Below are 19,534 nucleotides of genomic sequence, written 5' to 3' on the forward strand. Positions count from 1 at the left end.
TCAAAGGAAGACCATCATGCCAACACTGAAGACCGCAGAATCCGGAACCTTCTCCAAGATCATGGGCATCGGCGCCTATCGTGCCGAAAACCTCGTCACCAACGACGACATCGCCGGACCCATCAACTCCTCCGATGAGTGGATCCGCCAGCGCACCGGCATCATCACCCGGCGTCGTGCCAGCAAGGACGTCGGTGTCATCGACATGTGCGAAGAGGCCGCGCTGGAAGCGATCGCCTCCTCCGGACTCAAGCCCGAAGACATCGGAGGCATCATCATCGCCACCGTCACCTTCGAATACTTCACTCCTTCGGCGGCGGCAGCGCTGACTGACCGCTTGGGAACCGGCCACATCCCCGCCTGGGACATCAGTGCGGCATGCGCCGGTTACTGCTACGGCATCGGACAGGCCGACGCATTGGTCCGTTCCGGCGCCATGGACAACATTCTGGTCATCGGTGCCGAGAAGCTCTCCGAGGTCATCGACCCCGAGGACCGTTCGATCTCCTTCATCCTCGGTGACGGAGCCGGTGCTGTCGTCGTCTCGTCATCGGACGAGCCGGGCATCTCGAAGACCGTCTGGGGCTCGAAGGGCGAGAACTGGTCGACGATCCGCATGACCGAGTCTCTCTACGACGTCCGCGACAACCGCGACACTCCCTTCCCCACCTTGCGTCAGGATGGGCCGACCGTATTCCGCTGGGCCGTCTGGGACGGCGCCGAGGTGGCCAAAGAGGCATTGGCCGAGTCCGGTATCGAAGCCGCCGACCTGGCTGCCTTCATCCCGCACCAGGCGAACATGCGAATCATCGACGAACTCGCCAAACAGCTCAAGCTGCCCGAGCACGTCGTCATCGCCCGCGACATCGCCGACAACGGCAACACCTCCTCGGCCTCCATCCCGCTGGCGACCGAACGTCTGCTGCGCGAACAGCCTGAACTCAGCGGCGGATACGCCCTGCAGATCGGCTTCGGAGCCGGTCTGGTCTTCGGCGCACAAGTGATCCGCCTCCCTTAAACGGGTTCATTCACGGAAAACTCTCCGTGAATGTCCTAAGATATTCGGCGGGACACTCGTCGAAAAGTTCCTCAACCGGTCGAACAACCCTCGGCTGACACTAGAAAGTAGGAAAGAAATGGCATTCACCGAAGCTGAAGTCCTCGCTGGACTGGCAGAGATCGTCAACGAAGAAACCGGTTTGGCTGTGGAAGCAGTCGAGGCCAACAAGTCCTTCACCGATGACCTCGACATCGACTCCATCTCGATGATGACCATCGTCGTCAACGCTGAGAAGAAGTTCGGCGTGAAGATTCCGGATGACGACGTCAAAGACCTCGTCACCGTCCAGGACGCTGTTGACTACATCAACAAGGCTCAAGAGGCCTGAGAAATTAGCCGAACACGGCCCGTCCACCGACGGGCCGTGTCCACACTATCGACGAGGTTTGTACCATGACACCTAAAGTTGTCGTCACCGGGATTGGTGCGGTAACCCCATTGGGCGCGACGGCCGATGCCACGTGGCAAGCCATACTGGCCGGCAAGTCCGGCGTCCACACAATGGACAATGACTGGTCCGAGAAGTACGGCCTCGCCGTCGACTTCGCAGCACAGGTCGACCCACAGGTCGTGCCCGATAATCTCAAACGTGTCCAGGCCAAGCGCCTCGACCCCTCCTCCCAGTTCGCTCTGATCTCCGCCCGTGAGGCCATGGCTGATGCCGGCCTCGAGGAGACGGACCCAGACCGCACCGCAGTCTCCTGGGCGACCGGAATCGGCGGTGTCTGGACTCTGCTCGATGCCTGGGACACGCTCCAGGAAGAGGGCCCACGCCGGGTCATGCCGCTGACCGTTCCGATGCTCATGCCCAACGGGCCCGCAGCAGCCATCGGCATGGAGTTCAAGGCCCGTGCTGGTGTCCAGACCATGGTCTCGGCGTGTGCGTCGTCGACCGAGAGCCTGGGCCACGCCTACGACGTTGTGGCCTCCGGTCACGCCGATGTCGTCATCGCCGGCGGCTCCGAAGCTGCGATCCATCCGATCACGATCGCCTCCTTCAACTCCATGCAGGCACTCTCACGCCGCACCGACTCCCCTGAGACTGCATCACGTCCCTATGACGTCGATCGCGATGGATTCGTCATGGGCGAAGGCGCGGGTACCCTCATCCTTGAAACCGAGGAGCATGCCAAGGCGCGCGGAGCGAAGATCTACGCCGAGGTGTCCAGCTGGGGCATCTCCAACGACGCCTACCACATCACCGGTGGTGAGCCAGGCGGACAGTACGCGCTGCGTGCGATGCAGAGTGCGCTGGACAATGCGGAGCTCAGCCCCGCAGATATCAAGCACGTCAACGCTCACGCAACCTCGACACCGGTTGGTGATATCCCTGAGTCTTTGGCGATCAGCCAGCTGCTGGGCTCTCACGTCGGTGACGCTCTGGTCAGTGCCACGAAGTCGATGACTGGCCACCTGCTGGGTGGAACAGGCGCTGTCGAGTCGATCCTCACGGTCAAGGCGCTGCAGACACGCACCGCTCCCCCAACGATCAACATCGACGAGGTCGACCCGGAGGTCGTGGGCATCAACATCGTCCGCGACACCCCTGCAGAACTTCCAGCCGGAGACATCGCAGCGATTTCGAACTCGTTCGGCTTCGGCGGGCACAATGCCGTCGTCGCCTTCAAGTCCGTGTGATACGTCAGCGCTTCTCGAGGCGGCGGTCCAGTCACAACTGATCGAGCCTCTGAGCGACCATGAGATCAGGCCCCAGCAATCATGCTGGGGCCTGATCTGCGTCTGGGCCACCGATCAACTCAGTGACTCGTGCGCTCAGTCAACCACCTGTCCGCTCAATCAACGCTGAGTCAGATTATCCCGCTTGCTCAGACGAGATAATCTGGCTCACCGTTGAACGAGGCGACACTGGGACCGAACTCGTGTCGTCGTAGAGCTGTATGCTGGCGCATCTGCATATGACTATGGGCACACCCGAGGTAGGCAGGTGTGCCCATAGTCGTGTTGCAGCAGCCTTCGTGCGTCTTGGTAGAACCGACGGCGCCGGAAGTCTGGTGAGAGGCTCAGCCGACCTTGGTCAGCCAGCGCACCGGAGCGCCCTCGCCTGCGTGGCGGAAGGCATCGAGCTCTTCGTCCCAGGCTTCGCCTAGGGCCAGAGCCATCTCAGTGGAGAGTTTGGCCGGATCACCGGAAGCGCGTTCCATGACGGAGCGAATGCGATCTTCGGGAACCAGAATGTTGCCTGCAGAGTCGGTGACTGCGTGATAGATCCCGAGGTCTGGAGTGTGGCTCCAACGGCCGCCGTCGACTCCGCCGGAAGGCTCCTCGGTCACTTCATAGCGCAGTGAGTCCCACCCGCGGAGAGCGGATGCGATGCGAGCACCAGAACCTGCTGGCGCACGCCAGCAGACTTCGGCACGCACAAGGCCTGGCGCTGCCGGCTGGGGTGTCCAGTCGAAGCGTGCCTGTGCACCGATTGCCCCGCCCGCTGCCCATTCGATGTGCGGGCATAGCGCGCGAGGTGCTGAGTGGACGAATAGTACGCCCTGTGTCATATCCATTTGTGCCTCCTACCTCGGATACGTCTTCCCCTACGATCCGAAAGGAGGTGCTAGAGCCAATGATAGACGAGTTTTGTCTGTGCGCCAAGCACTGAATGACCTGGTGGCGTCGCGTGTAGCCAGGTTCTGCTCGAGGACGGGAAGGGAGCGCGTCCGCGGGTTGCCCGAGCTGGACGAACGAAGGGTCGGTAAGAACCAGCGACCTTGTGCGCTACGATGGCGCCATGCTGCAGGAAGGCGCTACACCGACCACTGTGCGAATGTTCCCAGACTATGCTGACACCGTCCTTTGGCTCGTCTACCCCGTTGACTATGAGGACACCGATTTGTCCTCGGGACTGATTCGCGAGCTGGAAGCGTGGGAACGGTCGTACTACGAAGCGTTGGACGCCGACTTCAACTGGAAATCACCGGAGCTTGCTCGAGCCTTCACTAAGACAGGCATCGATCTGGCCGGACGGGTCGCGAACGAACTCGGCGAGGAATTCGTCATCGAATTCGCCTCTTACGAAACCACTGCACCGACGTACACGGTTCACAGCCGCAGACCGGCAGACAATGAGGGGGCCTCCACAGCCTTTTCGACTATCGCTGAAGAGCTCGAAGCCGAGCAGAAGCGCGTGACGCAACTGGTGGCCGAGGCCGGTCCCGATGCCGAGTGGACGGCATACGCGCCACTTTCCGGTGATGTCTTCACCTGGGGCAGGAAAGCCCCTCAAGCAGAAGATCGTGACTGACACACAGTTGCGCAGTCCCTCACCCAGTCGCGCAGTCCCTATTCGGACAGCCGGGATCGGACGACAATAGACATGAACGAAGACTACAACAGCGGTGCCCCCGGTCGGACTTGAACCGACGACCAAGGAATTATGAGTTCCCTGCTCTGACCAGCTGAGCTACGGGGGCGAGCAGAAATAAGATTAACACCAACTGACGGCCTGGACCCATTCGGCTCACGCGCAGCCGAGCATGGCTGCATCGTCAGATCCCGTTCTTGCCCCATTCCCTCGAAGGCAGAGTCCGGTCAGGGGCAGGAGACGATCAGCTCGCTGAGGAGACCGGTGATATGCGGGTCAGCGCACTTCGAGCGGCGTCGACACAGGTGTAGCGCTCGGTCGTGATGTAGACGTCGAACACGGTCTGACCGTCACTGCCGGGATCGTTGCGTTTGGACGCCGCGACGAGACCTGACCAGTCGGGACCGACCACGACGACGCCGTGCTCATTGCGCATGGGATCTGATGCGTCCACGACTCCTGTGCGCACACCCGGGATCGGCGGCTCCGTGAACCCACCCGAGAACATCGCCGTCAGACCGACCGTGTCGCGAATACGTTCATAGCGGTCTCGGGTGGCTTGGGAGAAGGTCTCATCTTCACCGAAGACGCCGAGGGTGATTGTGGCGGCACCTGAAGCCAGGGCGCGTTCTTCGAGCGCAGCGATCTGAGCGACGAGAAGCTCACGATTCATCACGAGTGGTTCGCGCCGCAGACCCTGGGCAATCGAATAGGGAGTGCCCAGAGCCGCGAGGTTACGCGAATGGTGATCGATCAATCCGTCCTCGATCGGCTCGGCGAATGGTTCGGGCTGCTTGGTTGCGGGACCGAAGAACGGACCGGACATGAAGCGTGCGCCCAACGCGCGAACTCGGTCGAGATCGTCTTCGGTGGTGACGCCCTCGGCGAGGATCACTGCGCCTGTGCGTTCGAGGTGAGCGTGGAGCAGACGATTCAGTTCGGCCAGGTGCGATTCGCAGTCGATGCGCAGTACGTCGGGATGAAGACCGACGACAGACGGATTGACCAGAGGCACGAAGGAGGTGCTGCGCAGGTCAGCCCCGACGGATGACATGCCTACACCCCATCCCATCGAGCGCGCCTGACGCACTGCGCGGAGTACAGATGCCGGCGACGATGAGACGCGGGAGGCATCGAGCTGAAGGATGACCGAACGGTCGGGTTCTTCGGTGCGATCTTCAAGGGTGGCGAAGGATTCGCCCTCGGCATGGAGGAAGAGTCGGTTCGACTTGGGCAGTCCGGCTGCCTCGGCGGTCCTCAGCGCTGTTGCTCGAAGCGAGGCATCGATGTCGCCGATCATTGCCGAGGCATGCATCTCGCGGCGGAGAATCTCGGATTCAGCGTGCCCGAGTGCCGGGTCATCTGTGGGGGCCTGCAGGATCTGATATCCCACCTTGTCGAAGGTGTACGCATCGACGACGGGGGCGAAATAGGTTTCGATCCCACCTGAGCGCACCAACTCCTCGAGAGCAAGGTCCAGATCGTGTACCGCCTCAACCACCATATGTCCTTCCATGGGCAAACGTGCGTTCACAGTCTTCCACATGAGAACAGACTCGATTGTCTATATTCCGTAACATTATTGCGCTCAGAGCTGACGGCGTCGGCCTCGCCTGACCTCGGCCAAACCGACGATTCCGGCCAGAACCACGATGATCGCAATCGCTGCGAATGAGCTGATCATTCCGATGTTCCAATCGCTGACTGCCGTGACAGCGAAGGCCAAAGCGGTCATGATGGCCAATCCCATCGACGTGCCGATGCGCTGTCCGGTCTGCAGGACTCCCCCGGCCGAGCCCGCATACTTCAGTGGCACTTCCTGCAGGGTCAGGGTCTGGTTAGGGCTGATGACCATGCCCTGCGCGGCACCGATGAAGCACAGAGTCAGCAGCATCCACCATTCGCTGCCGATGCCCTGGGTGAGCAGGAAAACCACGCCGATCGTCGAGACCAGACCCACCAGGCAGGTGATGATCCCCCAGACGACGAGTCGGCGTCCGATTTGGAACACGAAACGTCCGGACACATCTGCCGATACAGCAGAGAGCAACGCAGCCGGAAGTCCGATCATGCCTGCTGCCAGCGCAGTGTGGCCCAAGCCCTGTTGCATGTACATCGCGATGAGCACCCAGACGCTCGTCACACCCATGAAGTAGAGGGTGATGATGATCGAACCGTTGCTGAAGCTGCGAATGCTGAACAGGTTGAGGTCGACCATGGGAGCGTGTCCACGGGCAGAGTACCGGCACTCCCAACGGGTCCAGAGCCAGATGGTGAATATTCCCAGTGGCAAGCCGAGCCAGATGAACCACCCGACAGAGGACTCGACGAAGGGCAGCAGCACGAGGAGGACACCGACACCGAGCAGAACCACTCCGACGGGATCGAGGTCTCGATCCCTTTTCGGGACTTGTCCATTAGTCGCCGAGGTGGCTGTCGAGCTCGCATCGGTGCCGTCGTTGGCAGAGATGGGGTGCCAGGCTGATTTCGGCAGCCAGCTCCTGGCGAGGATGAGGGAGATGACCGCGAAGGGGACATTGACCAGAAAAGCCGCACGCCAACCCAACTCCGGGCCGAAGAGAGCGATGAAGACGCCGCCGAGGACAGGACCTGTGGCAACGGAGAGGCCGACGGTGGTGCCCATCAGTCCGAACGCGCGCCCGCGCTGTGGCCCTTGAAAGTACTGTTGAAGCAGCCCGACGACCTGCGGATTGAGCAGTCCGGATCCGAGTCCCATGAAGACGCGAGCAATGTTGAGCGTCAGTGCCCCGGGCGCGATGCCGGCGACGAGTGAGGCCAGGCCGAACAGGCCCACTCCGATCATGAACAGCTGGCCGCGTCCGAAGACGTCGCCTGCTCGACCTGCCGCGACGAGAACAACGCCGAACGAGAGGGCATAGCCGGTCAGGACCCATTGCAGAGCCGAGGACGATGCCTGAAGATCCGCCTCAATGGCGGGCAGGACGACGTTGATGATGGATACCGACAGCAGAGACATGAAGAGCGGGACGAGACCGATGAGGACGATTCGTCTTTGAATCTGATTCATCCGCTGGCCGTCGCTCACCTGATCACCTCTGTTCAGACTGCATTCCGCACAGAGGTTGCCGTACGGAACCAAGTCGATTCGACAGTTCCCTATGTGGGAACTGTTTCATCATACGTGCCAGTGTTCAGACCTCGGGCTAAATCACACGGCGGAACCGGTCACCGGGCCGGATGTATTTGGTTGCCATCCCAGAGCAGGAGCGACGTAGCTGGCGAAGGACTCCAGGATGTGGAGGTTGTAGTCCACGCCGAGTTGGCTGGGAATCGTCAACAGGACCGTGTCCGCGGCTTCGACCGCGGGGTCGGCCTTCAGCGCCTCGATGAGTTCGTCGGGTTCGCCCGCATAGGTCTTGCCGAAAGTCGAGCGCGTACCATCGATGATCCCGATCTGATCACCTTCTCCACCTGAACGGCGACCGAAGTAGAGGTCATCGAGGTTCGTGGTGATCGGGAAGATGCTGCGGCTGACGGACACGCGCGGAGTCCAGTCATGGCCAGCGTCCTTCCATGCTGCGCGATAGCGATCGATCTGATCGCGCTGCAGCGCGCCGAAGGATGCACCGGTAGCTTCGGTCAGCAGGGTCGAGCTCATCATATTCACGCCCTGGGCAGCGGCCCATTCGGCGGTCGCCGCAGTACCGGCGCCCCACCAGACACGTTGTTCGAGACCCGGAGAATGAGGTTCGACGCGCAGCTTCCTGCCTGGACCGAACTGCGTCGGATCTGCTGGGGCGAGTTCTTCGCCCTTGATTGCTGACAGGAACTGCGCGAACTTCTCGCGGGCCATGTTCGCGGCCTTCGCATCGTAGCTGTCGCTGTAGCCGAAGGCTTCCCAACCTCGGTCGGCTGGTTCCGGTGATCCCCGGCTGATGCCCAAAGCCACTCGCTGATCAGAGAGCAGGTCTAAGGCAGCGGCTTCCTCTGCCAGATAGAGAGGGTTCTCGTAGCGCATGTCGATGACACCGGTCCCGACCTCGATTCGAGAGGTCTTGGCCGCGATCGCTGCCAGAAGCGGCATCGGCGAGGCCGCCTGCTCAGCGAAGTGGTGAACCCGGAAATACGCGCCGTTGACGCCGATCTCATCGGCCCCGACGCCGATCTCGACTGCCTGCTGCAGCGCCTCCTTCGCCCCGTACTCCCCCGGAGCACTTCCCGAACCGTAGTGACCGAAACTCAAGAACCCGAATGCCTTCATACCCTCGACAACCTACTTGATCGATCAACTATTCCCGCCTGCTCGGCGCGCGATCCAGGCCAGTGCGCCGGAACCGCGGGGACGACAAAGGCCCCGTCCTTCTGGACGGGGCCTGAGCTGCTCCCCCGGCTGGGCTCGAACCAGCGACCCTTCGATTAACAGTCGAATGCTCTGCCAACTGAGCTACGGAGGAAAGGCGCAGTTGCCTGCGCACGTTGTGTCAGCTTAGCAAAGACACTCGGCCCACGACAAAGCGGACAACAGTGCTTTAGCTCACAGTTCCGGTTAACCCCACCACCGGACAGCGTGGAATCCATACAGTCAGGACAAACTCAGTCAACAACCACCTCGGCGAGGTGACCGCACTGTAAAATCAAGGGGATTCCTCACCCCACCCATGCAGCGGAAGAAGTGCACGTGACCTTAGTGGCAATCGCCCTCGCCGTCCTTGCTGCGGTGGCATTGGCCTATGGAGCGCTGTACCAGCATGACGCCGTCGCAGATCAGAACGACTCCCACAACGGGCTGAGCTGGGCTCACTTCAAAGAGCTGCTGAGCAACAGGAAATGGCTGATCGGACTGATCATCACCGGTCTGGGCACCGTGGGAAACATCGTCGCTCTGGCGCTGGCACCGGTCATGGTCGTCCAACCCGTCGGTGCCTTCTCCCTCATCGTGTCCGTCCTTCTGGGTGTGCGCCATCGTGGGCTCAAGGTCAACCGACGTCTGGTGCAGGCTGTCATCTGGTGCACTGTGGGGGTGACGATCTTCGTTGCGCTCTCAGCCACCACTGCCCGAACAGAGGTCCATCTGGGATCCGACGCGCTGCCCCTGGTGTGGATCACTGCAGTCATCCTCGCGCTGGGCCTGGGCATCATGCTGTTCTTCCGGAGTGCGCCCCAACTCGTGCTCATCATGGCTGCGGGTCTGCTGTTCGCATGTGTGGCCACGAATACACACCTCGTGAGCGTGCAGCTGCTCCGCGCAGGAATCGACCAGGTCACGTGGCTCAACGTCATCGGCCTCATCGCCGCGACTGCGATCGGAGCCTGGTTCGTCCAGAACGCGTATGCGGCCGGCCCCCCGGAGATGGTCATCGCCGGCCTGACTGTCGTTGATCCCATCGGCGCAGTGGTCCTTGGTTCGGTCGTTCTCGGGGAAGCGTCATCTGCTCCGGTATGGCTTGTCGTCATGATCGCAGCCACAGGATTGGTCGCGTGTCTGGGCGTCGTTGTATTGTCGCGGTATCACCCCGATGTCAAAGATCGAGAACACCAGCGTCGAGTCGCTCGTCGCACAGACCAGTTGACCGACACCGAGGAGAGTTGAATCCTGTCCGCGCATAGCCACACCCCAGCCCGCCGCATTCTCATTCCGACGGAAACCTACGCACCCGAGGTCAATGGCGCCGCGAAGTTCGCAGAACGTCTGGCCGCCGGGCTGGCTGCCCGCGGCAATGATGTTCACGTCGCCTGTCCCTCCGCGACAGGAAAGGCCTCGGTGAGCACCGAAGACGGTGTCACGGTCCACAGACTGACTTCACATCGTTGGCCCCTGCATCCGACGTGGACCATCTGCATGCCTTGGCAGACGAAACCCGAGTTGTCTCGCCTCCTCGATTCTCTTCAGCCCGATGTCGTGCATACTCAGGCGCATTTCGTCATCGGTCGCTACGCGTTTTCGGAGGCGAGCAAACGCGGCATTCCCGTGGTCGCCACGAACCATTTCATGCCCGATAATGTTCGACCCTATCTGCGGGCACCGAAATCCCTCCTCGACGGTGGCACTGCCGTGGCGTGGTGGGATCTGCGCAGGAAATTCCAGTCAGCAGACTTCATCACGGTTCCCACGCAGCTCGCTGCCGACCTGCTCACGCAGAACGGGTTCACCTCCCCGATTCGCGCAGTCTCCTGCGGTATCGACCTGGAACGGTTCGCGCACCTGCGTGACGATCAGACTGCTCAGAACGATCAAGCCGTCCGGAACGATCAGACTGCCCCGTCCGAGCAGGCGTCCGAAGGGTCGCCAACGGCGTCTGAGCGAGCGACCGCGGCTTCCGGCACCGAGGTCGCGGCTCCGCCGCGTGTCCTCTTCGTCGGCCGCCTCTCTTCGGAGAAGCACGCCGCCGACATCGTCGAAGCGGTTGCAAAGACCAACCCTGCGCTCGGGCTCGAAGCCGACATCGTCGGTGGCGGGGATCAGGAGGAGCCGCTCAAGGAGCTGGCCGCGGATCTCGGAATCGCCAATCGCATCCACGTGCTGGGCAAGATCAGCGACAAAGAGCTCATGGACGCCTACCAGCGGTGCACGTTCTTCTGCATGCCATCGACAGCTGAGCTCCAGTCCATCGCCACGCTGGAGGCACTGGCTTCACGCAAACCCGTTGTCCTCGCTGACGCGGTTGCGCTTCCACACCTGGTCAGGGACGGTGTCAATGGATTCCTGTTCCCGCCGCGGGATATCGAGGAGCTGGCCTCGCGATTCACCCAGATCTGCGAGCTTTCCGACACCGATCTCGACACTATGTCCAGGGCATCGCTCAATGTGGTCGCCAAGCATGACATCGAGTACACGCTCGACACGTTCGAATCCATCTACAGCAAGGTCATCACCGAAGGCCTTACTGCAGCGGCCTGAGACAGTCAGATGATTGAGCCTTCAGCCATCTGCGCCTGTCGGCGGAACAAACACAGTCTCCCCGGTACGAAGACGATCGAAGTCCACGCCTGCCACCATGTCATCGAGAGATGACCACGATCCTGCTGAGCCTGCAAACCCGAGGGATGAGCACATCCACGCGTAGACATCCTGGAGTGTCCAGCCCTGGGCGCGCAGCTGCTGGTAGGTGACCGCGCCGTCACGTTTGGCCAAGCGTCTGCCAGCTGTGTTCACGACCAGTGGAACATGCAGCCACGAGGGCTGCGGCAGGCCCAGCAGGTGGGCCAGATGAGCTTGACGAGGCGCCGAGGTGGCCAGGTCGTCCCCGCGCACCACTTCGTCGACACTGCTGGCACCGTCATCGACGATCACGATGAGGTTGTAGGCGAAGACTCCATCGCCGCGCTTGAGGACCAGGTCATCAACCGGGGACGTGATCTCGCCCAGCAGCCTGTCCTGAACCGTGACTTCAGCGTTGTCGGTCTTCAATCGCAGTGCCGGGCGGCGCCCCTGTTCGTAAAGACGCTGTCGGTGCTGAACTCGTTCGGACTCCAGCAGATCACGACAGGTCCCGGGATACGCTCCGGGCGGAGAATGCGGTGCCGATGGCGCCTGTTGGATGTCCTTGCGTGAGCAGTAGCACTCGTAGACGAGACCCTGTCCCGCGAGGCGGCTCAGCGCTTCGGTGTACACGTCGATACGGTCCGACTGGACGAGCGGCGGCTCATCAGGAGTCACGCCCAGCTCAGCGAAGACCTCGAGCTGTGATTGTGCCGCACCGGGTTGGACCCGATCAAGATCCTCGATGCGCCAGAGGAACCGTCGCCCGGTCTGTCGCGCGCGGACATACGCCAGCAGCCCCGAACGAATGTTGCCGATATGCAGGTCACCGCTTGGGCTTGGTGCGAATCGCCCTGCCCCGGTGATCGACGTCTCGAGCCCTGTGGTCTGTGTGCTCAAGCCTGCGTCACGAGGTCGGCGTACTGCGGGAAGCGTTGGAGATAATCCTGCACATAGCTGCACGTCGGGACGATGCGGCCGCCTTCGTCCCGGATCTGATCGAGGACAGTGGTGACCAGTGTGCGCGCGAATCCGCGGCGAGAGAAGCCTTCGGAGATGATGGTGTGCTGGAGTTCGACAGTCTCGTCATCGATGACCCGATAGCCGAGGAAGCCAGCGAACTCGACCGGTTCCTCAGCGGTGAAGATCTCAAACCGTTCACGACCGGGATTTTTGACCACCGTGACGGGGGTGGAACTGAGTTCGGGTTGCATATGGGACTCCTTGTCAGCGGCATCGTCCTTGTCACGAACATTACAGGGTGGCGCCGGGATCTTCACTCACCGACGCCACCCCGTTCCGGTCGATCAGGCGGCGGTCTTCGCTGACAGACCTTCTGCCCCGACGGGCGCGGTGGCCTTGCGCTGCAGTCGCTTCTCCAGCCACCGGGCGATTCCGGCGACGATCATATTGATGATGATGAACAGCACGGCACCGACGAGGAACGTCGGCAGCAGGTTGTTGTACTCGCGGCCGATGAGATTCACCTGGTAGAGCAGGTCCTGGTAGGTGACGATGAATCCCAAGGCCGAGTCCTTGAGCAGTACGACGATCTGCGCGATGATCGTGGGCATCATGGCGCGCAGAGCCTGCGGCATCAGCACCAAGCTCATCACCTGCCCCGGGCGTAGGCCGATGGCCATGGCGGCTTCCCTCTGCCCCTTCGGGACTGCGAGGATACCGGCACGGATGATCTCTGCCAGAACCATGCCGTTGTAGAGAGTGAGGCCGATGACGACGGACCAGAACGCTCCGATCGTGTTGCCGAAGATGAGGAACATCGCAAAGATGAGGAGCAGGACAGGGACCCCGCGGAAGAACTCGAGGACGATGGTTCCCGGTACCGAGATGGCCCTTTTGCTCGAGAGCCGCAGCAGCGCGAATACGACGCCGACGACCAGTGCCAGCACGGAGGCGACGACAGCGACCTTGAGGGTGGCCCCCATGCCTTTGAGGAGGACCAGCTGAATCTGGGAGAAGGTGAATGGATACCATTTCGCCGAGTCCAGCTGACCAGCATCGGCGAACTTCCAGATCACGAAGGCGATGAGGCCGGCCAACACGACGGCCGAGACGATCGAGAGGATGATGTTGTTGCGGCGAGCCTTGGGGCCGGGCTCGTCGAACAGGACCTGAGTCGGTGCGCTCATCGCAGGATCACCAGCTTCCTCTCGAGGTAGTCGAAGACTCGACCGAGGATCAGCGCCAGGATCAGGTAAGCCAGGGCAGTCCCGAACAGCAGCGGGATCACCAGGTCTCCGCGGACCTCAATGGCATTGCGCATGGCCGAGATGAGCTCTCGGTTGTTGAACGCCGAGGCGATTGAGGTGTTCTTCAGCAGCGCGATGATGACGCTGCCCAGGGGCGGAATGACGGTGCGGAAAGCCTGGGGAAGGATCACCTGGCTCAGGGTCTGTCCGAAGGTGAGCCCGACTGCCCGTGCGGCTTCGGCTTGGCCCACAGGAATCGTCGAGATGCCCGATTTGAGGGTCTCGGCGACGAAACATGCTGTGTAGGCCGTCAGCGCCAGCGTTGCATAGATGAAGGAGTTGAAGGAGCTGGTCGAGCCGAATCGGATGTCGAGGAACGGCAGACCGAAGGCACAGAAGAACATCACCAGCGTCAGCGGCGTGTTCCTCACGACGTTGATGTACGTTGAGGCAGCGAACCGCAGGACCGGTGTCGGTGAGACTCGCATTCCAGCCAGGATCGTTCCCAGCACGAGGGCACCGATCAAGGCGACAGTGAAGAGTTTGATGGTTCCCCAGATGCCTGAGAAGAACATCTCGAGAAGTTGCAGAAAATCCATTCCAGATTCCTTAATCGATGCGAGGGCACCGTTGGGTGCCCTCGCATCATGTCAATCTGAAGGCTGGTCAGTAACGGTCGATCTTGGGCATCTCGACATCATCGGCGGAGCCGAGGGAGTATTCGAATGCCTTCTTCCAGTCACCGTCGTCCATCCCCTTCTGGAGGGCATCGTTGACTGCGTCGCGCATGGCGTCATCGCCCTTGGGCAGACCGACACCGTAGGGTTCTTCGGTGAACGGCTGGCCGACGACCTTGAATTCGCCTTCGTACTGTTTGGCATATCCACGCAGGATCGCGTCGTCTGTGGTCACAGCGTCGACTGAGCCTGACTGGAGGTCGGTGACGCACTTCGAGTAGGTGTCATAGGCTACGAGCTCAGCCTTCTTGTACTTCTCTTCGATGTTCTGTGCCGGCGTCGAGCCGTCCACGGAGCAGACCTTCTTTCCGGCCAGGTCATCAGGACCGGCGATGTCGGAATCGGCGGCCACGAGCAGATCCTGCCCGGCGACGTAGTACGGCCCGGCGAAATCGACGACCTTCTTGCGTTCGTCATTGATCGTGTAGGTGGCCACGACCATGTCGATGTTTCCCTGCTGCAGGAAGGGCTCACGGTTGGCAGAGACCGTCTCCGTGTATTTGATCTGGTCCGGGCTGAAGCCCAGCTGCGCGGCCACCATCTTCGCAATCTCGATGTCGAACCCCTCGGGCTGTTCCGAGCCGGCCTTGACGTTGCCGAGGCCGGGCTGGTCGTACTTGACTCCGACCTTCAGCTCGCCGGCGTCCTTGGCAGCCTTCCAGGTCTTGGAATCTTTGAAATCGGCGCTGTCGTTGACTGCGTACTCAGGTGCTTCCGCCTGGGCGCCGTCGCCCTCGGCAGGAGCATCCGGGGTTCCGCCTTGACCGCAGCCGCTGAGAGCGAGCAGTCCGATTGCAACAGATGCGATTGAGAGTCTGAGCTTCTTCATCGTTTCTCCTTGTAAGTGTGGTGCTGTGTGACCGACAACTTCGTTCGGTGTGATCAGCGGGTGAGGATCTTGGACAGGAAGTCCTTGGCACGCGGGGTCTGGGGGTTGGTGAAGAACTGTTCGGGCTCGGCGACCTCGACGATCTCACCATCTGCCATGAATACGACGCGGTGAGCAGCCTTCCTTGCAAAACCCATCTCGTGGGTGACGACCACCATGGTCATGCCCTCTTCGGCGAGTCCGACCATGACGTCGAGGACCTCGTTGATCATCTCCGGATCCAGCGCCGAGGTGGGCTCGTCGAAGAGCATCACCTTCGGCTTCATCGCCAGCGCACGGGCGATAGCGACTCGCTGCTGCTGCCCGCCGGAGAGCTGTGCTGGGTATTTATCGGCTTGGTGGGCGACTCCGACGCGTTCGAGCAGAGCCATTGACTGCTCTTCGGCTTCGGCTTTGGACAGTTTGCGGACCTTGATCGGACCGAGGGTGACGTTCTCGAGGATCGTCTTATGGGCGAAGAGGTTGAAGGCTTGGAAGACCATGCCCACGTCCGAGCGCAGCTCTGCCAGGGCCGCGCCTTCAGCAGGCAGTTCCTTGCCGTCGATCGTGATCGAACCGGAGGTGATGGTCTCCAGGCGATTGATCGTACGGCACAACGTCGATTTGCCGGATCCGGACGGACCGATGACGACGACGACTTCGCGTTCTTTGATATGGAGGTTGATGTGTTTCAGAGCGTGAAAATCACCGTAGTGTTTCTCGACATCTGTGACTGACACCAGCGGTTGTGATTCAGCTCTCATGAGAGTTGATCTTAGTGAATAAAGTTCTCACATGAAAAACGTGACGTCTTGCCAGAAAAACTGCAACCGACTTGTGACCTGGGTCAGCAGCCGGCTGCAGTCTCTTCTGCGCCCTAACGCCGTGCGCGAAAGGGCGAATCGTGCTCAGCCTGCGATCGTGGTGTGGACGATCTTCTCGCCTTCTTCGCGCAGTTCGATCTTGCGGATCTTGCCCGAGACCGTCATCGGGAAGGATTCCCGAACCTCGACGTAACGCGGGATCTTGAAGTGAGCGAGCTTGCCTGAGCAGAACTCGCGGACCTCCGCGGCGTCCAAGGTTTCGACGCCGTCTTTGAGGATCACCCAGGCCATGAGCTCCTCGCCGTACTTCTCATCGGGGATCCCGACGACCTGGACGTCTCTGATCGAGGGGTGATGGTAGAGGAACTCCTCGACCTCACGGGGGTAGACGTTCTCTCCGCCGCGGATGACCATGTCCTTGATCCGGCCGGAGATGTCGACGTAGCCGTCATCGTCCATGATGCCGAGGTCGCCGGTATGGATCCAACGGGACTCATCGATCGCCTCGGCGGTCTTCTCTGGGTTCTCCCAGTACCCGAGCATGACAGCATATCCGCGGGTGCACAGTTCCCCCTTCTGTCCGCGTGGGACGGCTTGACCTGTGACCGGATCGGCGATCTTGATCTCGAGATGGGGCATGACACGGCCGACGGTCTGAGTGCGAGCCTCAAGACTGTCATCGACGCGGGTCATCATGGACACCGGCGAGGTCTCCGTCATGCCGTAGCAGATGGCGACCTCTTCCATGTTCATGTCGGTGATGACGCGTTTCATGATCTCGACCGGGCAGGGCGAGCCGGCCATGACACCGGTGCGCAGCGAGCTGAGGTCGTAGTTCGAGAAGTCAGGATGTTCGAGTTCGGCGATGAACATCGTGGGCACACCGTAGAGCGAGGTCGCCTTCTCCTCGGAGACTGCGCTCAGACTCGCCACAGGGTTGAATCCGGGAGAGGGCAGGATGACGGCAGCGCCGTGGCTGAGAGCCGCGAGGTTTCCGATGACCATCCCGAAGCAGTGGTAGTACGGGACCGGCAGGACGACGGAATCCTTCGAGGAGTAGCCCAGCATCTCTCCGATGAAGAACCCGTTGTTGAGGATGTTGTGATGGCTCAGCGTCACCCCTTTGGGGAAGCCTGTCGTGCCGGAGGTGTACTGGATGTTGATCGGGTCGTCCATCGCGAGCTCGTCCATGAGCTTCTGCAGGCGGACCGAATACTTGGCGCTCTCATCGTCGAGGAGGCTGCGACCGCTGCCGATCAGTCGGGCAAAGGATTCACGTTCGCCGATGACCGCATCGCCGAGGAGGTCGGACGGAAGCGTATCGAGGAAGACGAGTTCGAGTCCCGGCACCTTCGCCGCGACCTCGCTCGCGATCGCATGGAAATCCGAGTGGGGCGGGGCGGTGATTTGAGAGACGAGCATGCTCATGCCCGACTGCTTGACGACGTATTCGAGCTCGTGGCTGCGATAGGAGGGGTTGACGTTGACGAGGATTGCGCCGATCTTCGCGGTAGCGTACTGGATCTGTGCCCATTCGGCGACGTTCTGCGCCCAGATGCCGACCCGATCGCCTTTCTTGATTCCACGTTCCAGCAGTCCGATGGCCAGGGCATCGGTATCGCGGTCGAATTCGGCATAGGTCCACCGACGGTCTGAATACCGGTCGACGAGCGCAGGACCGTTCGCGTGAGCAGCGGCAGTCGCCTTGATGTGCGCGGGGATGGTTTCTCCCAGCAGTGGTGTGTCTGACGGTCCTGAGGAATAGGAAAGTTCTGCCACGTCGTTGTGCTCCTTTGTGCAGGTTCGATGGTGCTAGCGTGATCTACTGCACAGTATGCCTTCTGCGTCCCCGTCGCAAAAGCTCTGCAGGAAGTCGTGTCCAGGTAAGTCCGGCCACTGGCGAGAAGCGGTCGACAGGCTGGCTCCGACTTCACCCACGGGTGCGCTGAACGCAACGCTTCCGGAGTCGATGAGCACCAGCGTCGACGCCAGGGCGGTGACGTCGTCGACATCGTGGGTGATGATGACAGCGCTTCGATCTGACAGCACCTGGCCGAGCACGCGTCGCGTCTCGACCCTGACGTCGACGTCCAGGGCAGACAGCGGCTCGTCGAGGAGCAGCAGCTTCGGATCGGTGACCAGTGCTCGGGCCAGAGCGATGCGGGCTGCCTGTCCCCCGGAGACGGCATCGGGTCTGCGGTCCGCGCAGTGACCGACGCCGAGGCTCGAGAGCATGCGTCCGGCGATTCTTCGTGCCTCCGCAGTTCGGCGTCCGTGAGCTCTGAGTCCGAAGGCCACATTGTCGATGACGCTCAGATGCGGGAACAGGAGCGGGTTCTGAGCCAGGTGGACGATGCCTCTGGCGTGAACGGGCGGCCATCTGTTCGCGTCGAGGTCGAAAACGGTCTCAGCACCGATGTGCAGGGAGCCGGATTCGGCAGAGATCGCTCCGGTCATCAGCTGGAAGAGGCTCGACTTCCCCGCACCGTTGCGACCGATGATCGCCGTCGTCGAGCCAGTCGGCATCGTGAGATCGACGTTGATACCGCGCTCAGGCAGCCTGGCGCTGAGACGAACCGCGGAGGTCTCCGGCTGCGGTCGTTCGGTGTGCGACTCGGGGGTGTGTCCTCCAGAGTACGTCGAAGACGGACCCGGCCGGAGTGTCGAAGCCTCGACCGCCTCCGGTGCCACGGCCGGTGCCGGTGCCGCGGCCGAACCCGGAGAGCGCAGCCTGGGTGCGTGAGGAGAACGGTAGGCGAGGACGATGATGACCAGGGCGACGACGATGAGGAGCAGGGACAAGGCGATTGCCGACTGCGGGTCGGATTCGCGGACCAGATAGATCTGCAGCGGCATCGTTCGGGTGACCCCCGACAGCGAGCCTGCAAATGTCAGAGTTGCACCGAACTCCCCCAGTGCTCGGGCGAAGCAGAGGATGGCGCCGGTCATGATTCCTTGGCGCAGGAGCGGAAGTGTGATGTGGAAGAACACGCGGTTGGGCGCTGCGCCGAGCTCGGCCGCGGCGAGTTCGAAGTCCTGCCCCCGGGCGGCGACCGCCGTCTCGACGGACATGACCATGAATGGAAGTGACACGAAGATCTGCGCAAACACGACGGCTGCCGTTGTATATGCCAAGCCCAGTCCCATGTCGGTGAGCAGGGACCCGAGGAAGGCTGTTCTCCCCCAGGTGTAGAGCAGTGCCAGACCGCTGACCACCGGCGGCAGGACGAGTGGCAGCAGGATGAGCGTGCGCACGACTCGCTGCCCGCGGAAGGTGCGCGTCGCGAGCAGGTAGCCCAGGGGGAAGCCTATGCTCACGCTCACCAGAGCAGCGATGACGGAGGTCAGCAGTGAGAGTCCCATAGCCAATTGAGATTCCGGCGACAGAATGATCTCGCCGAGGTGGCTGGGCTCGATTCGTGTGATCATCCCGATGATCGGGACGAGGAGGAAGGCGATGCCGAGCCCCGCAGGGATCCAGAGCCACGCCGGCACCGTTGAGTGGCCGCGTCTCCTGCGCGTATTGCTCATATCAGGGCTCCCAAGTCAGAACGGTCA

General features: G+C 61.5%; 18 protein-coding genes and 2 tRNA genes. 6 read left to right on the forward strand and 14 right to left on the reverse strand.

Translation table 11 applies throughout. The features are described 5' to 3' along the window. Window positions 1-16 precede the first annotated feature (16 nt). The 3 genes from HU144_RS13165 to HU144_RS13175 all read left to right on the forward strand — a co-directional run bounded on the left by HU144_RS13165 (window position 17) and on the right by HU144_RS13175 (window position 2,698). Entirely contained in the window at window positions 17-1,018 is a 1,002-nt protein-coding gene (locus HU144_RS13165; protein WP_198395609.1) for a beta-ketoacyl-ACP synthase III, read from the forward strand. A 118-nt stretch (window positions 1,019-1,136) separates the two neighbouring features. Then, window positions 1,137-1,388 (forward strand): acyl carrier protein, encoded by a 252-nt coding sequence (locus tag HU144_RS13170; protein ID WP_009882400.1) that lies wholly within the window; start codon window positions 1,137-1,139, stop codon window positions 1,386-1,388. Window positions 1,389-1,453: 65 nt separating this feature from the next. Beyond that, the gene (locus HU144_RS13175; RefSeq protein ID WP_235351693.1) at window positions 1,454-2,698 is read left to right on the forward strand and encodes a beta-ketoacyl-[acyl-carrier-protein] synthase family protein; all 1,245 of its coding nucleotides are present in this window, start codon (window positions 1,454-1,456) and stop codon (window positions 2,696-2,698) included. A gap of 383 nt (window positions 2,699-3,081) precedes the next feature. Here the strand turns inward: HU144_RS13175 and HU144_RS13180 are convergent, their stop codons facing one another. Further along, entirely contained in the window at window positions 3,082-3,573 is a 492-nt protein-coding gene (locus tag HU144_RS13180; protein ID WP_235352703.1) for a DUF3145 domain-containing protein, read from the reverse strand. A 266-nt stretch (window positions 3,574-3,839) separates the two neighbouring features. Here HU144_RS13180 and HU144_RS13185 point away from each other — a divergent pair, with 266 nt between their 5' ends. Continuing rightward, complete coding sequence (locus tag HU144_RS13185; protein WP_235351694.1) at window positions 3,840-4,316, forward strand: hypothetical protein; 477 nt, start codon at window positions 3,840-3,842, stop codon at window positions 4,314-4,316. 95 nt (window positions 4,317-4,411) lie between these two features. Here HU144_RS13185 and HU144_RS13190 read toward each other — a convergent pair. The 5 genes from HU144_RS13190 to HU144_RS13210 all read right to left on the reverse strand — a co-directional run bounded on the left by HU144_RS13190 (window position 4,412) and on the right by HU144_RS13210 (window position 8,812). After that, window positions 4,412-4,485, reverse strand: a tRNA-Ile gene (locus HU144_RS13190). Window positions 4,486-4,620: 135 nt separating this feature from the next. Beyond that, window positions 4,621-5,880 (reverse strand): EAL domain-containing protein, encoded by a 1,260-nt coding sequence (locus tag HU144_RS13195; protein WP_235351695.1) that lies wholly within the window; start codon window positions 5,878-5,880, stop codon window positions 4,621-4,623. Between the two features lie 84 nt (window positions 5,881-5,964). After that, window positions 5,965-7,443, reverse strand: coding sequence for an MFS transporter (locus HU144_RS13200; protein ID WP_235351696.1), 1,479 nt, complete (start codon window positions 7,441-7,443; stop codon window positions 5,965-5,967). Between the two features lie 123 nt (window positions 7,444-7,566). Continuing rightward, window positions 7,567-8,619, reverse strand: a complete 1,053-nt coding sequence (locus HU144_RS13205) for an LLM class flavin-dependent oxidoreductase (protein WP_235351698.1) — start codon at window positions 8,617-8,619, stop codon at window positions 7,567-7,569. A gap of 120 nt (window positions 8,620-8,739) precedes the next feature. After that, window positions 8,740-8,812, reverse strand: a tRNA-Asn gene (locus HU144_RS13210). Window positions 8,813-9,036: 224 nt separating this feature from the next. Between HU144_RS13210 and HU144_RS13215 the strand changes: the two genes are divergently transcribed. Then, the gene (locus HU144_RS13215; RefSeq protein ID WP_235351699.1) at window positions 9,037-9,948 is read left to right on the forward strand and encodes a DMT family transporter; all 912 of its coding nucleotides are present in this window, start codon (window positions 9,037-9,039) and stop codon (window positions 9,946-9,948) included. A gap of 42 nt (window positions 9,949-9,990) precedes the next feature. Continuing rightward, the gene (locus HU144_RS13220; protein WP_235352704.1) at window positions 9,991-11,256 is read left to right on the forward strand and encodes a glycosyltransferase; all 1,266 of its coding nucleotides are present in this window, start codon (window positions 9,991-9,993) and stop codon (window positions 11,254-11,256) included. A gap of 21 nt (window positions 11,257-11,277) precedes the next feature. On the opposite strand, the gene gluQRS is transcribed toward HU144_RS13220, so the two are convergent. The 8 genes from gluQRS to HU144_RS13260 form a co-directional block, all read right to left on the reverse strand. Next, on the reverse strand, window positions 11,278-12,237 hold the full coding sequence (gene gluQRS, locus HU144_RS13225; RefSeq protein WP_235351700.1) for a tRNA glutamyl-Q(34) synthetase GluQRS: 960 nt from the start codon (window positions 12,235-12,237) through the stop codon (window positions 11,278-11,280). Continuing rightward, window positions 12,234-12,551 (reverse strand): GNAT family N-acetyltransferase, encoded by a 318-nt coding sequence (locus HU144_RS13230; protein ID WP_198395603.1) that lies wholly within the window; start codon window positions 12,549-12,551, stop codon window positions 12,234-12,236. The genes gluQRS and HU144_RS13230 overlap by 4 nt, the downstream gene beginning before the upstream one ends. 93 nt (window positions 12,552-12,644) lie before the next feature. Then, entirely contained in the window at window positions 12,645-13,487 is an 843-nt protein-coding gene (locus tag HU144_RS13235; protein WP_235351701.1) for an amino acid ABC transporter permease, read from the reverse strand. Continuing rightward, window positions 13,484-14,146 (reverse strand): amino acid ABC transporter permease, encoded by a 663-nt coding sequence (locus HU144_RS13240; protein WP_198395601.1) that lies wholly within the window; start codon window positions 14,144-14,146, stop codon window positions 13,484-13,486. The genes HU144_RS13235 and HU144_RS13240 overlap by 4 nt, the downstream gene beginning before the upstream one ends. Window positions 14,147-14,213: 67 nt before the next feature. Continuing rightward, window positions 14,214-15,113: a glutamate ABC transporter substrate-binding protein gene (locus HU144_RS13245; protein WP_235351702.1), complete on the reverse strand. Its 900-nt coding sequence runs from the start codon at window positions 15,111-15,113 to the stop codon at window positions 14,214-14,216. A 53-nt stretch (window positions 15,114-15,166) separates the two neighbouring features. After that, entirely contained in the window at window positions 15,167-15,916 is a 750-nt protein-coding gene (locus tag HU144_RS13250; protein WP_442862659.1) for an amino acid ABC transporter ATP-binding protein, read from the reverse strand. Window positions 15,917-16,060: 144 nt separating this feature from the next. Beyond that, window positions 16,061-17,755, reverse strand: coding sequence for an AMP-binding protein (locus tag HU144_RS13255; RefSeq protein ID WP_235351703.1), 1,695 nt, complete (start codon window positions 17,753-17,755; stop codon window positions 16,061-16,063). A gap of 33 nt (window positions 17,756-17,788) precedes the next feature. After that, window positions 17,789-19,507 (reverse strand): ABC transporter permease, encoded by a 1,719-nt coding sequence (locus HU144_RS13260; RefSeq protein WP_235351704.1) that lies wholly within the window; start codon window positions 19,505-19,507, stop codon window positions 17,789-17,791. Between the last annotated feature and the right edge of the window lie 27 nt (window positions 19,508-19,534).

It is taken from the genome of Brevibacterium sp. UCMA 11752 (assembly GCF_021532235.1).
GTDB lineage: Bacteria > Actinomycetota > Actinomycetes > Actinomycetales > Brevibacteriaceae > Brevibacterium > Brevibacterium antiquum.